Raw genomic sequence first — 13189 nt, 5'->3', positions numbered from 1 at the left:
GGCGGGGCAGCTCTTCCCTCGCTCACGCGGTCTCGATCTCCAGGCGCTGGATCACGTCGACCCAGCCTGCCCCCTCGCCCCGCGCCTGCGCGAAGGCGGCGATCACGTCGAACACGCGGTCGGAGAAACCTCCGACGTTGAGCACGTCGTCGCGATCGGGCGCCTGCGTGTGCGCGTAGGGCTGGAGATCGATGCAGACGAGCTTGGCGCGCGGGCAGCGCGCCTTGAGCTTCGCCCACTCGGTCATCGTCGCCGACGCCTGGCCGCGCGCGGACGCATCGACCCAGGACTGGTTGTCGGAGACGTACACCACGAGATCCGCGTGCTCGCGCTTCTCGTCGAGATGCGCGAGAGGCAGCGACACCGAGGTGCCGCCGCCGCCGACCGCCGCGAGCTTCGTCGCGTTGGTCAGCACGGTGTCGCGCGGCTCGAGCACGACGTCGCGCAGGCGATCGTCGAACGGGAGCACGCGCGCGTGCGTCGCAGTGCGGAGGAACGACGCGGCGATCAACGCCGCCACGTCGACGCAACGCACCGCGGTGGTCTGGCCCTCGCCGCGATCGCCGGTCACCGGCGACTGCATGGAGCCCGACACGTCGGGGAGCACCCAGACGCGCCCCTCGAAGCGCGGCACGTTCGCGATCGCCATCTCGAGCGCGTCGTGCAGCGCGTCGACCACCACGCGCGGCAGATCCGAGCCGCGCGTCGCGACGTACGCGATCAGGAGCTGATACGGGAACACACGCGCCTTCGCGATCGCCTCGCGATCACGCAAGCGCTCCGCGATGAGCTCGGGCATCCCGGGCACGCCGAACACCCCGTGACGCGCGAACGTCGCGAGGTTCATGCGCGTCACCTGCCATCCCGCGTGCTTCGCGATCTCCACCCACTCGGCGGTGCCGAGCGGGAGCGACGTGAGCAGCTGGTAGGGCACGTCGGGCACCTCGCCCGTCGCGTCGGTCTTGTACTGCTCGAACGAGCGCACGAGCGGAGGCAGGTCCTTCGCCTCGTACGCGCGACCGATCAAGTACGCGTAGAGCGCGCGACGCGTCGCCGTGAGCGGCTTGGGGTGCACCATCTTCACGACGTCGGCGAGCGATGGGCGCTCACCGATCGACGCGCGGAAGAGCTCGTCGTCGTCCTGCGCGTCGAGCCAGCCACGCACCGCGCGTTTGGGACGCGTGCCCAGCGATTTGCGGCCGATGCGGCCCGAGCGGACGATCTGCACGAAGGTGCGGATCATGCGCGCGTTGTCGACGACACGCGGGAAGACCTTCGCGAAGAGCGTCGGATCGCGCATCGAGAGCACCGCGACGAGGAGCGCGGGCATGTCCTTCATGTGCGCCTCGCGGCGCGCGTAGAGCGCGGTCTTCGCGAGGAAGACGGGATCGACCTTCGTCGCGAGCGCGAGTGTCTGCTCGAGCTGATTCTCGTCGGTCGCGTAGTACGTCGCACCCAGGCACCCGGTCACCGCGAGCTGCGCGAGCGCGTGCTCCGCGGAGAACGAGTACGCGTTGCCACCGGCCTCGTTGATCGTGTCGGTGCCCGGAAGGCGCGCGCCCGAGTACGTGCGGAAGAGCGTCGTGTTGACCATGGCTCATCACCTCACCTTCTTCTCCTCGCGCGATGATTCGCGCGCGTGACACGCCACCCTGGAGTTGCACCAGGTCCACCGGGTTTTGGAGGCCCTTCGGCTCTGCAGCCTGTGACGTAGGTGAGTCGGGGAGATCGACCGAGAGGAGCTCGGCAGTGGGGGACTACGAGCGAACACGGTCGCCCCGACTCGTTCGTGGATCAGCGCCATGTGAGGGAGTCGAACCCTGCTCACTCCGTCGACAGCGGAGTCGCATCCCGGATGCGTTCACACGGCAGACGAAGGCCCGCGCCGATTGGCATCGACGCGGGCCCCATCACGATCGGATTTCGAGGTGGTCAGTCGCTCGAGCGCTCGATCATGCGCTCTCGCTCAGCTCCGACTGCCACCACATCCAGCTCTTCCACGCCTCGGGCACGCCACGACCGAAGTCGAGACGCACGAACAGCATGGGGAGCTCCTTCGGACGCACCGGCGGATGACGGAGCGCCATGCCCGCCTGCTCGGGCGTGCGACCACCCTTGCGCGTGTTGCAGCGCGCGCACGCGGTGACGATGTTCTCCCAGCTCGTGCGGCCGCCCTGCGAGCGCGGCACGACGTGGTCGAACGTCAGCTCACGCGGCGGGGCATTCCGGCCACAGTACTGGCAGGCGAATCCGTCGCGCGCGAGCACGTTCGCGCGGCTGAACTTCACACCGCGCTTCGCGTGGCGGACGTGACGCACGAGGCGCACGACCGCGGGCATCTTCACGGTGATGCTCACCGAGCGGATGTCCTCGTCGTACTCCGAGAGCACCTCGACCTTGCCGTCGAAGAGCATCGTGATCGCCTTCTGCCAGGAGACGACGCGATGCGGTTGGTATGTGTGCGTCAAGACGAGCGTCTGCATGGGAACACCTCGGGGGATGTTGCGGACGGCAAGACTCGAACTTGCACTCGGCGATACCTGAACCCGCTGCCTCTGCCGTTTGGGCTACGTCCGCATGTCTTCTCTGGATTGTGTCTGATTTCACCCTCCTAGCAGGAGGGATGCCCGGAGCAGGACTCGCACCTGCATCGCCCTCGATCGGGCCCCGGCGCCTCACACCGGTGTGTCTGCTGTTTCCACCATCCGGGCCGAGCTCGTCCTGGCAACGTGGTGACGAGCGCGAAACGCTCTCGGGAGGACTCGAACCTCCAACCTCCGGCTTCGCAGCCCGGCGCCCGCTCCATTCGGGCCTCGAGAGCAGAACACGAAAGAGGGCCGGCGAGGATTCGCCAGAGGGTGCGTAGCCCGGCGGCATCCGGCCCCGTCAGTCCGTGGCGACTCGCGTGAAGGCCGGCGAGGGATCGCCGGAGTGTGGGAGACCCGGCTGCATCCGGCCCACGCGCGTGTCGCCGTACGCGATGCGTCGATCGCATCGCGCGATGCCCCAGGGAGGGATCGAACCTCCACCTTCCGCTCTTCACGCGGACGCTCGACCTTCGAGCTGCCAGGGCACTTCGATGGCGCCGAGCGGATGGTGGTCTGCTCGGCGCCTACGGCTTCGTCTTCGGTTGTCAACGAACCGCACCGGACGGACCGGTGCGTCTCGACGCGCGGGAGCCACGCGTCGATCCATGAATGACGTTTGAATTCGGAAACTATCGCGTTTGAACGCGATGATTCATACGTCGATTCGACGATTGTTCTTCGAACCACGGAGGCGCGCGGCGCGGAGCCAGCGCCGCATCGTCGCGCCGGGGCGCGGGTCGAACGGGCGAGCTGGCAGGGCGCGCGGGCGCGGCCGGGGTGCGAGAGAACGCAAGCGCACGGGGATCTCCGAAGGGCTCACGTCGCACCGAGGGCACGACGAGAGGCGGAACGAGAACGATCCCGGTGGCGGTCGCAGCGCGCGACGGAACGACGAAGGCCGCCGGGGAGATCCCAGGCGGCCTTCGCGGGCACACGGAGTGCGCGAGAAGAAACGCCTAGGTGTGGGCCTCCAGGCAACGCAGGCCCGAGGCGCGCAGGAAGAGCGGGGCAGGCTTCGCGCCGCCGAGCCCGTTCTGCGGGTATCCCGCCGCGCGATCGACGCCGCTCGGCAGGATCGTGCCGAGCGAATCGCTCGGGCACGGGAAGGAGACGCCCGTGGAGAGACCGGCCGGGGTCGCACCGCCGTGCACCGCACGCCAGCTCTCGACGCCTTCGATCGAGATGCGTTCGATCGAGCCGACACCGTGGACCTCGTGCATCTGCACGAGCCCGCGGGCGAACGACACGCCTTGCAGGCTTCCCTGCAAGCGCGCGCTCGAGCGCGAGATGTTCCGGTGCCTCACCATGATGCGGTCGGTTGTACGTGGGCCTTCGACGAGTGTCAAACGAAAAAGTTTTGGCGCTCGATCTTTTTCTGTTCGTCGAGCTGACGCACTCAATCCGAACATCGCGAGGGCACGTGCGCGCCGCGCGTCGGGGGGTACGTTGGCCCCGTGACCTGGGTCCCCTCCGAGAGCGACACGCCGTTCGATCGGCTCGGTGGCGAAGCGCGCGTCCGCGCGCTCGCCGAGGCCTTCTACGACGCGATGGATCGTGACGAGCCCGCGCTCGCGCGCCTGCACGAGCTCGACGCCGAAGGGCGCGTCGCGCGCGGCCCGCGCGATCGCTTCGCTGCCTTCCTGATCGAGTGGCTCGGCGGCCCGCGCGCCTACTCGCCGACGCACGGGCATCCGCGCCTCCGCATGCGCCACGCGCGCGCGCCCGTCGACGTCGCGATGCGCGATGCGTGGCTGCGCTCGATGTCGCGCGCGATGGACGCGACGGGCGTGGACGGCGAGCTCCGCGACTTCCTCGATCGACGGTTCGCCGAGGTCGCGGACTTCCTGCGCAACACGCCCGGCTGAGATCACTCGCCAGTCCACTCCTTCCCGCCGTTCGCGATGCGGATCGCGCGTCCCACGTGCTCGAAGAGCGCGGCGTCGATCCCGCTGCGCTGCGCGAGCGCGGGCTCGCTCTTCCACATGCGACCGAGCGACTGGTGGATGCCCCGATCACCGCCGGTGAACTCGCGCACCAGCGCCATCCAGCGCGTCGCGATCGACTGCATGCGCGGGTCGGCGGGATCGACTCCGTCCTCCATCGCCTGCTTCGCTTCCGCGATCAGGCGCGGCCACTCCTGCTCGACCTCGCGGATGCGCTCGTCGCCGACCTCGACGCGTCGCTCCTCGATGCGCTTCCGCTGCTCTTCGTCGTAGTACTTCTCGAACATCACCGTCTCCTCGATGGTGCGGAGCAAGTCCTCCGCGGACACCTTCGATCCCGCGCGCAGCGCGAGCGCGACGCGCTCGAGGCGCACCACGAGCCGCTGCTGCTCGGCGATGAGCTCCTTCGCGCGCGCGAGGTGCCGCTCGATCGCGTCGAGGGGCGAAGCATCGCGACGCGCGAGGAGCGCGCGGATCTCGTCGAGGGACATGCCGACCGCGCGCAGCGAGAGGATCTGCTGGATGCGCAGCAGCTCGCGCTCGCCGTACACGCGGTGCCCTGCGCGCGTGCGGCGCGCGGGACGGAGCAGACCGACCTTCTCGTACCAATGCAGCGTGCGCACCGAGATCCCGGTCGCGCGCGCGAGGTCACCCACCTTCCAGCTCTTCGTGTCGTCCGCCATCACTCGCCTCGACGACGGACACTCTGCGTCCTGACGTCACGTCAGGTGCAAGGCCACAGGCGCGAGATCGTGGTCACGGAGGACCGCGCTCACCGCCTCGGGGTGCGTGACCTGGAGCGCGTGGCCCGCTCCCGCGACCGTCACGATCTCGCACGAGGGGTGCACCTCGAGGGGGTCCTGATCGCCGTGCACGATCGTGACCGGCACCGTGATCGTCTCGACGAGACGGCGCAGCTCGGCGCGGGTCTCGAGGGTCGACGCGCCCGCGAGCGCGCGTGCGATGCGCGACGCGACGCCGGGCCGCCGCAGGTGCGCGTGCGCGCTCGCGACCGCGGGGTGCACGTCGCCCTCGCCGAGGAGACGTCGCTGCGCGGTCTCGAGGCGCATCGATCGCAGCACGCGCGAGGTGAGCGCGGCGCATCGCAGCGTCGCCGGCGCGCGCCGCTGCAGGAACGCGGGCGAGACGAGCACGAGGCGCGAGACCCGCTGGGGCCATCGCGCCGCGAACCGCAGCGCGAGCCCGGCACCGAGCGAGTGGCCCACCAGCACGATCGGCTTCGTTCGATCGACGAGGAGCGCGTCGAGCCACGCGACGTCGTCGACGCGCGCGGGCGACGATCGACCGAGGCCCGGCAGATCCACGCGCGCGCTCGAGCCCGGCGTGCGCATCGCCACGTCGCGCCAGCTCTCGGAGTCCCACGGCAGGCCGTGCAGGAAGAGCGTGCCCGCGCTCTCCGGGCGCCCGACGACGAACGTGCGGCTGCCCGCGACCTCGCGGATCTCGGCGGGCGCCGATGGCGCGCATGCGCCGAAGCGCGTGGTGGTCAGGTACGTCGCCCATCGTCGCAGCGTCGTGTCGAGATCGGGCATCTCGATCCCGACCGCGCGCGCGTGCTCTTCCGCCGAGCGGGTGTCGTAGTCGTCTTCGCTGAGGAAGGTGAGCGTCTCGGGATCGACGCCGGTGAGCGAGCGCGGCAGCGCGCGCAACAACGCAGGAGAGAGCACGCGCGTCGGCGCGGGCACGCCGAGGTGATCGCCGATCCGGCGCACGAGCTCGGGCAGCGGAGGCGTGCGCGCATCGAGCACGCAGAGCTCCTGACCGATCGTCGCGGCGCGCTCGGGCGCGGTCGCGAGCATCGCCGCGACGTGATCGACCGCGACCACCGGCACGTTGGTGCGCGCGGTGCCGGCGAGCGCGGGGAGCTCACCCGCGACCATCCGCCCGATCATCTCGCCGAGCCCGGTGACCTGGATGGTCTCGCCGGTGCGCGAGTCGCCGATGACGGTCGAGGGGCTGACGATCGTGAGCGGGATCCCACGCCGCGCCGCGAACGCGACGACCTCGAGCTGCGACTCGAGCTTCGACGCCTCGTACGCGCCGTGCTCGCGATAGAGGCGCGCGCGATGGTGCGACGAGAGCGGGATCTGCGCTTCGCGCAGCCACGAAGGCATGCGCGTCGCGCGATACCCACCGAGGTGCACCAGACGCCGCAGGTGCACGCGCTCCGCGGCCCAGCGGGCGACCCGCAGCGTGCCGTCCACGTTGACCGCGCGGGCGCGCTCCGGGTCCATCCCGAACTCGAACGCCGCGCCGAGGTGGTACACGTCGCGCACGCCCTCGAGCGCGACGTCGAGCCCGAGCCCGTCGCGCGTCAGATCGCCCTCCACGCAGCGCAGGAGGCTCGCGTCCCCGCCGTGCGCGCTCACGAACGCGCGCAGCTCCGCCTCGCGCTCCCGGGCGCGACGCACCAGCGCGACCACGCGGCGCCCGCGCCGCGTGAGCTCCGGGAGCAGCCAGCGCCCGATGAACCCACTGCCTCCGGTCACGAACGTGTCGAATGAATCGTCCATGCGCGCAGCGTGGGCTGGAGCGCGCATGAGCGCTGATTCATAGATCTCATACCAACCATGAGCGCACCTGCAGAGCTCGGCGCCCTCAACCTCAACCTGCTCCCGGTGCTCGCCGCGCTGCTCGAGGAGCGCAGCGTGAGCAAGGCTGCGCGACGCGCCGGCGTCAGCCAGTCGGCGATGAGCCACTCGCTCGCGAAGCTGCGCGAGCTGCTCGGCGATCCGCTGCTCGTCCCCGCGGGCCGCGTGATGACGACCACGCCGCACGGTGCGCGCCTCGCCGCGAAGCTCCCGGCGCTGCTGCGCGATCTGCGCGACGTGGTCACGCCGCCCACCGCCTTCGATCCGCGCACCGCGGAGCGCAGCTTCACCATCGCGACGTTCGACTACTTCGAGATCACCACGCTGCGGCGGATGCTCGCGCAGCTCGCGCGCGACGCGCCGCGCGTGCGGCTGGTGATCGAGCGCTTCGGCGCGGAAACGCCGGCGCGTCTGCGCGCGGGCGAGGTCGATCTCGCGCTCGGCTCGGCGTCGTCGTCGTTCCCGAGCACCGGGATCAGCCGGAGCACCGTGCACCACGAGCCCTTCGACGTGATCGCGCGGCGCGATCATCCGCGCATCGGGCGCACGCTCACGCTCGCGCGCTTCGTCGAGCTCGATCACCTCTTGATCAGCCTCGAGGGACGGGCCGAGGGCGTCGTGGATCGCGCGCTGCGCGAGCGCGGCCTCCGGCGCAACGTCGCGCTGCGCGTGCCGCACTTCTCGTCGGCGCCGCTCCTCGTCGCGTCGACCGACCTCGTGTGCACCGTCGCGCGCAACATCGCCGAGCACGCGCGAGAGACGTTCGGGGTGCGCGTGATGAAGCCCCCGATCGATCTGCCGCAGGTCGAGATCGTCGCGTACTGGCCGCGCCTCCACGACGACGACGGCGCGTCGCTCTGGCTGCGCTCGCTCTTCGGCGAGGGCGGGCTCCTGCAAACGAAGAAGCCCGGCTGAGCCGGGCTTCTTCTCTCACTCGGTGCCCACCGGGATGAAACGGGCACGGCACGACGGCCGCGCGTTCGGCGCGCGGCGGGAGACGGGGCCTCAGCGGCACCCGGTGGCGAGCACAGCGCGGAGCCTACTTCGGTAGGTGAGCACTGCGCGCAGCCAGCGGGTGACGATCAGGCCCCGTATCGCGCCGCGTCCTTCCCGGTGGAGAACCGAGCGTGGTTCACTGGGCGGGCGGCGATGCGCCAGAGCCGTTCGCCCAGAGCGACGTGCGCAGGGTCGTCATCTTCCCCTGCACCGAGCTCAGGCGCGCCATCGACATGCCCGTCTGCGACTCGAGCGACGCGATCTCGCCCTCGCCCTTCTGACGCGCCTCGCGCGCGTGGCGCACCACCTCGGCGATGCTGCGCGTGAGCTCCTCGTTCGCGTTCTTCACGAACTCGACGAGCTTGTCGCCGAACTCGTCGATGCTCTTCTCGAACGCCTCGGCGAGATCGCTCGACGCCTTGAGCACCGCCTGCGGCGCTTCCTCCGTCGCGCGGCGCTTCAGATCGCGATCCGCGCGCTCGCGGAACACGTACGCGAGCACCGGCGCCGCGAGCGCCATCGCGCCGCCGACGAACACGTTCGAGAGCGCCATCATCGTGATGCCGAACGCGCCGAGCGCGATCACGCCGACGTCGTACGCGAGCGTGTTCACCGTGAGATCGACGTTGGGTGCGCCGCCGAACGTCTCCGCGATCTTCTCGCCGCGCGCCCGCGCCTCTTCGCTGACGAACGCGATCGCGTCCTCCGCGACCTTCTCGAGGCGCTTCTGGATCTCGCTGCCCTGCCGATCCGCGAACGAGCGGAAGCGCTCCTCCATGAAGCCCGGCAGATAACGCTTCAGATCCTCGGCGCGGCTCGACTCGATCTCCTGCGGGAGCGCGGCCGCGAAGCGACGCCCGAAGTCGTCGCACTCCTTGCGCACCAGCGCCTTCACCGCGGCGAGCGACTCCCGGATGATCCGCTCGCGACGCTCGACCGCCTTCTCGCTCGACGCGAGATCGCCCTCGAGCGCAGCGAGGCGCCGCTCGAGCTCGTTCTGGTCCATCGCGAGCGCCTGCTTCTGCACCTCGATGCCGCGCTTGAGCGTGTGCGAGGTGCGCAGGCCCTCGTCGAGCGCGTTGTCGAGCAGCACCTTGCCGCGCTCGTCGGAGAGGAAGCGCTGCAGGTCGGCGACGAGCCGGTTGAGCCCCGCGCCCTCGCGATCCCCGCCGAGCGCCTGCTCGGAGCTGATCGCGTAGACCTTCGGCTCGGGCACCAGCTTCGCGAGCTGGGTGCGCGCGTAGGCGAGCGCCTGCTCCTTCTCTTCCTCGTCGAGCAGATCGATCTTGTTGATGACGAAGAGCACCTTGTCGCGCGACTGCGCGAGCAGCTTGTTCGAGAGGAAGCTGCGCTCGCTCTCCTTCAAGATCTGACCCGCATCGAGCAGGAAGAGGATCGCGTCGGCGCGCGGCACGTACGAGTACGTGATCTCGGCGCGCGTCGAGTTGAGGTCGTTCACGCCGGGAGTGTCGACGAGCACCACGCCGCCCTCGAGGAGCGACGACGGATAGCTCACCTCGAGATAACGGACTCCGTCGGTCACGGCGTTGCCGCCGACGACGTACTGGCCGACCTCGTCGAACGACACGCCGCGGACGTTGCCGTCCTCCGCGACCGCCTTCGCGCCGCGCACGCCGTGCACGACCTGGTGGATCACCGCGGTCGTCGGGGTGACGCCCATCGGGAGCACCGGCGCGCCGAGCAGCGCGTTCACGAAGGTCGTCTTGCCGTGGTTGAACTCGCCGAGGACGACGAGGTGGAACTTCTCCTCCTCGAGCCGCGGGATGCGATCGTCGCGCAGCTTCTTCGCGAGCGAGGCCGCGCCCGCGTCCTCCGCGAGGATCGCGACCTCGCGCAGACAGGAGAGGACGTCCTGACGCTTGCCCTGGTAATCGGTCTGCTCGCTCACTGTGCGCTCCCTCCGGTGCCGCCTGCCTGCGGCTCGTCCTTCCCGACGATCGCGATGATACGGCTGGTGCGCTCGTCGACCTCCTCGATCGAGATGCCGCCGTCCTGGCCCACGTGCTGGCGGTACAGCTGGCTGTCCGCGAACGTGCGCAGCGCCTGGATGCGCTTGGGCAGGAACGGATGCGTCGCGAAGAACTCGCTGAAGCGGCCGATCGACGTCTGCCCTTCCTCGAGCTGCGCGAGATACGACTCCACGTCCATCTCCTCGTAGAGGCGACGGCTGCCGATCGCGAGCTTCATGAAGCTCGAGACCCCGGCATCGAGATCGCTGCTGCAGAGCAGGCCCGCGCGGTCGCACGTGATCTCCGCGCGCCGGTACCACGAGCGCAGCGCGATCAGCGCGGGCTCGATCAGCGGGCCGAGGAACATGCCGAACCCCTGCGTGAGGATCGTGAGCGCGGTGCCGTAGACGACGTGCTTGTTCTGGATGTGACCGGTCTCGTGGCCGATCACGAACTCCAGCTCCTTGTCGTCGAGCGCGTCGACGAGCGCGGAGTGCAGCACGATGAACGACTCCTCGTCGGTGCCGAACGTGAACGCGTTCACGACGGGGCTGTTCACCACGTACATCTGCGGGGTCGGGACGCTCAGCGTCTGCGCGCAGCGCTCGGCGATCTTCTGCAGCCGCACGAACTGGCGCGGTCCGACCTTCACCGCCTGACCGAGGAGCTGGCCGCGCACCATCTCCTTTCCGGTGCGCACCACCGCGGCGGCCGCGAGCTCGACCGGGCGGATGCGCTGGAAGCTGCGCAACATCGCGACGTCGGCCGAGTATGCGTAACGCGCGGCTTCGTCCCGACCGAAGGCGCCGCTCTTGCGGGACTCCACGTAGCGATCGAAGCGGAACTCCTCGCTCATGCGCCCTCCCACTCCTTATCGTCGGCGGAGATCACCGCGCGAACAGCACGGCCTCTCGTCTCCGCCATCGTAGGGCCCTGTCAGGGCCACAGCAATTCTGGTGCTCGGTCCAACCACGCGCGCGCGCAGGCTCTTCCCCCTCCGGCGAAGGGGCGGTTCGCCGTGCGAGCTGGAATGGCTCTAGAGTGATCCGATGCTCGTCCTCGAGGAGCCGGAGCCGCGGGCGTGGGAGCGTTTCCTCGGAGGTGATCGCGGCGCGAGCGCGGGCCATGCGGTGCTCGCGCGGTGGGCGCGCGCGATCGGGCTCGGGGTGCGGCCCGAGGGGAGCGCGGAGCCGGTCGTGGTCGCGGCGCGCGACGTGCGGCGGCGTCGCGAGCGGTTCGGCGCAGCGTGGCCCGATGCGGAGCAGGTCCTCGAGGGGCTCGAGCGCGAGCTCGCGTCGCAGGGGTTCGTCGCGCTGGTGACCGATCCCGATGCGATCGTGCTCGGTCGTCGCGGAGGCGGTGGGTTCCTGGCGGAGGCGGATCGTGTGCGCCTGATCGAGGGCGCCCGGTGGCACGAGGATGCGCGCGGCACGAACGCGATCGGCACTGCGCTGGTCGAGCGGACCCCGGTCGCGGTGCTCGGGCGCGCGCACCTCGAGCGGACGAACCACGAGCTCGTCTGTTATGCGGCGCCGATCCGCGACGCGATGGGCGAGGCGATCGGCGTGCTCGATCTGACCGGGCACCTGCGCGCGGCGAGCCCGATGGCGGGGCTCGCCGCGATCGCCGCGGCCCGCGCGATCGAGGCCGGGCTGCGCGATCACGCGTTCGATGCGCTCTCGCCCGCGGCGATGCGCGCGATCGAGCGCGCGCTCGCGCGCTGCGACGTGCCCGCGGTGCTGATCGAGCGACCGGGCGCGGTGCGCGCGCACAACGAGAAGGCGCGGACCGTGCTCGGAGCGCGCGTCGGCGCGAGCGCGTCGCGCGTGCTCGGCGCGGAGTGGAGCGCGCTCGAGCGGGGCGGCGGGCTCGACGTGCGGGTGGCGCGGGGCGCGCTGCGGATCGAGGTGGAGCCGGTGCTCGACCCGGCGGGACGTGCGCTCGCGCTGCTCGCGTTCGCGCTGCCCGCGTTGCCGGCGCCGAAGCGTGAAGAGACGCCGGGCGCGTTCGACGCGCTGGTGGGCGACGATCCCGCGCTGATCGCGACGCGCGAGCGCGCGGCGCGCTTCGCGAAGAGCAAGCTGCCGGTGCTGATCGTCGCCGAGACCGGCACCGGCAAGGAGCTGCTCGCGCGTGCGATCCACGCCGCGAGCGATCGCGCGCGTGGGCCCTTCGTCGCGGTGAATTGCGGCGCGCTCTCGCCCGCGCTGCTCGAGAGCGAGCTCTTCGGGTACGCGCCCGGCGCGTTCACCGGCGCACGTCCTTCGGGCAGCGGCGGCAAGCTCGCGGAGGCCGCGGGCGGGACGCTCTTCCTCGACGAGGTCGGCGAGATGCCGCCTGCGCTGCAGACCGCGCTGCTGCGCGTGCTCGAGGACGGCGGGTACCAGCGCGTCGGCGAGCACACGACGCGACACGCCGACTTCCGGGTGGTCGCCGCGACCTGCCGCGAGCTCGACCAGGCGGTCACGTCGGGCGCGTTCCGGCGCGATCTCTACTATCGCCTCCGCGGCGTCGAGCTCTCGCTGCCGGTGCTGCGCGCGCGGACCGACGTGCGGCTGCTCGCGAAGGCGCTCGTGGTGCGGGTCGCGCGTGAGGAGGGACGCGAGGTGCCGGTGCTCGGCGAGGCGGCGCTCGAGGCCCTCGCGGCCCACGACTGGCCGGGCAACGTGCGCGAGCTGCGCAACGCGATCGCGCACGGCGTGGTGCTGGCGGATGGCGGCGTGATCGAGCCCGATCACCTGCCGATCCCGCTGCCCGCGGCCCAGACGATCGAGCTGGAGGACGAGGACGTGCCGCTCGATCTCGAGCTCTCGCTCGAGGCGGGTGGGACGCTCGCGCAGTCCGCGGCGCGCGCGGTGGAGCGCGCGCTCGAGGAGGCACGCGGCAACCTCAGCGAGACCGCGCGCCGGCTCGGTGTCGCGCGCAGCACGCTCTACCGGATGCTCGACAAGTACGGGCTCGCGACCAAGGCGAAGAAGCGTCGTCGCGATCTCGGACGATCGTCGTCCGACTGATCGTCTCGGAACGAGACAGTTGGAGCTCCAACGATCGCGTTTTCTTCGTGAATTCGCGAGGCACGA

The 13189-nt window shown here is 70.7% G+C and carries 10 protein-coding genes and 4 tRNA genes; 3 read left to right on the top strand and 11 right to left on the bottom strand.

Going from position 1 to position 13189, the window contains the following annotated elements:
* Positions 1-22: 22 nt before the first annotated feature.
* The 7 genes from I5071_RS42335 to I5071_RS42305 all read right to left on the bottom strand — a co-directional run bounded on the left by I5071_RS42335 (position 23) and on the right by I5071_RS42305 (position 3997).
* A complete protein-coding gene (locus I5071_RS42335) occupies positions 23-1594 on the bottom strand; it encodes an RNA-binding protein (protein ID WP_236519087.1) in 1572 nt (523 codons plus the stop codon).
* A 358-nt stretch (positions 1595-1952) separates the two neighbouring features.
* Positions 1953-2483 (bottom strand): HNH endonuclease, encoded by a 531-nt coding sequence (locus I5071_RS42330; protein WP_053237030.1) that lies wholly within the window; start codon positions 2481-2483, stop codon positions 1953-1955.
* Positions 2484-2503: 20 nt separating this feature from the next.
* Positions 2504-2577: transfer RNA gene (locus I5071_RS42325), tRNA-Leu, on the bottom strand.
* A 47-nt stretch (positions 2578-2624) separates the two neighbouring features.
* Positions 2625-2711 (bottom strand) — tRNA-Leu (locus I5071_RS42320).
* Between the two features lie 36 nt (positions 2712-2747).
* Positions 2748-2821 (bottom strand) — tRNA-Arg (locus I5071_RS42315).
* A 181-nt stretch (positions 2822-3002) separates the two neighbouring features.
* Positions 3003-3073: transfer RNA gene (locus I5071_RS42310), tRNA-Phe, on the bottom strand.
* 471 nt (positions 3074-3544) lie between these two features.
* Positions 3545-3997, bottom strand: coding sequence for a hypothetical protein (locus I5071_RS42305; protein ID WP_236519086.1), 453 nt, complete (start codon positions 3995-3997; stop codon positions 3545-3547).
* A gap of 45 nt (positions 3998-4042) precedes the next feature.
* Between I5071_RS42305 and I5071_RS42300 the strand changes: the two genes are divergently transcribed.
* On the top strand, positions 4043-4453 hold the full coding sequence (locus tag I5071_RS42300) for a group II truncated hemoglobin (protein WP_236519085.1): 411 nt from the start codon (positions 4043-4045) through the stop codon (positions 4451-4453).
* Positions 4454-4455: 2 nt separating this feature from the next.
* Here I5071_RS42300 and I5071_RS42295 read toward each other — a convergent pair whose 3' ends face one another.
* Positions 4456-5214 (bottom strand): MerR family transcriptional regulator, encoded by a 759-nt coding sequence (locus I5071_RS42295; RefSeq protein WP_236519084.1) that lies wholly within the window; start codon positions 5212-5214, stop codon positions 4456-4458.
* A 36-nt stretch (positions 5215-5250) separates the two neighbouring features.
* Complete coding sequence (locus I5071_RS42290; protein WP_236519083.1) at positions 5251-7065, bottom strand: alpha/beta fold hydrolase; 1815 nt, start codon at positions 7063-7065, stop codon at positions 5251-5253.
* A 57-nt stretch (positions 7066-7122) separates the two neighbouring features.
* On the opposite strand from I5071_RS42290, the gene I5071_RS42285 reads away from it, so the two are divergent.
* Positions 7123-8058: a LysR family transcriptional regulator gene (locus I5071_RS42285; RefSeq protein ID WP_236519082.1), complete on the top strand. Its 936-nt coding sequence runs from the start codon at positions 7123-7125 to the stop codon at positions 8056-8058.
* A gap of 217 nt (positions 8059-8275) precedes the next feature.
* Here the strand turns inward: I5071_RS42285 and I5071_RS42280 are convergent, their stop codons facing one another.
* On the bottom strand, positions 8276-10048 hold the full coding sequence (locus I5071_RS42280; protein WP_236519081.1) for a dynamin family protein: 1773 nt from the start codon (positions 10046-10048) through the stop codon (positions 8276-8278).
* Positions 10045-10965 carry a M48 family metallopeptidase gene (locus I5071_RS42275; RefSeq protein WP_236519080.1) on the bottom strand — a complete coding sequence of 307 codons (921 nt, stop codon included), beginning with the start codon at positions 10963-10965 and terminating at the stop codon, positions 10045-10047. The genes I5071_RS42280 and I5071_RS42275 overlap by 4 nt, the downstream gene beginning before the upstream one ends.
* Positions 10966-11158: 193 nt before the next feature.
* Between I5071_RS42275 and I5071_RS42270 the strand changes: the two genes are divergently transcribed.
* Positions 11159-13123, top strand: a complete 1965-nt coding sequence (locus tag I5071_RS42270) for a sigma-54-dependent Fis family transcriptional regulator (protein ID WP_236519079.1) — start codon at positions 11159-11161, stop codon at positions 13121-13123.
* Positions 13124-13189: the final 66 nt, after the last annotated feature.

Source organism: Sandaracinus amylolyticus, from assembly GCF_021631985.1.
Classification (GTDB): domain Bacteria; phylum Myxococcota_A; class Polyangia; order Polyangiales; family Sandaracinaceae; genus Sandaracinus; species Sandaracinus amylolyticus_A.
This window is presented reverse-complemented; position numbering and strand designations above follow the sequence as displayed.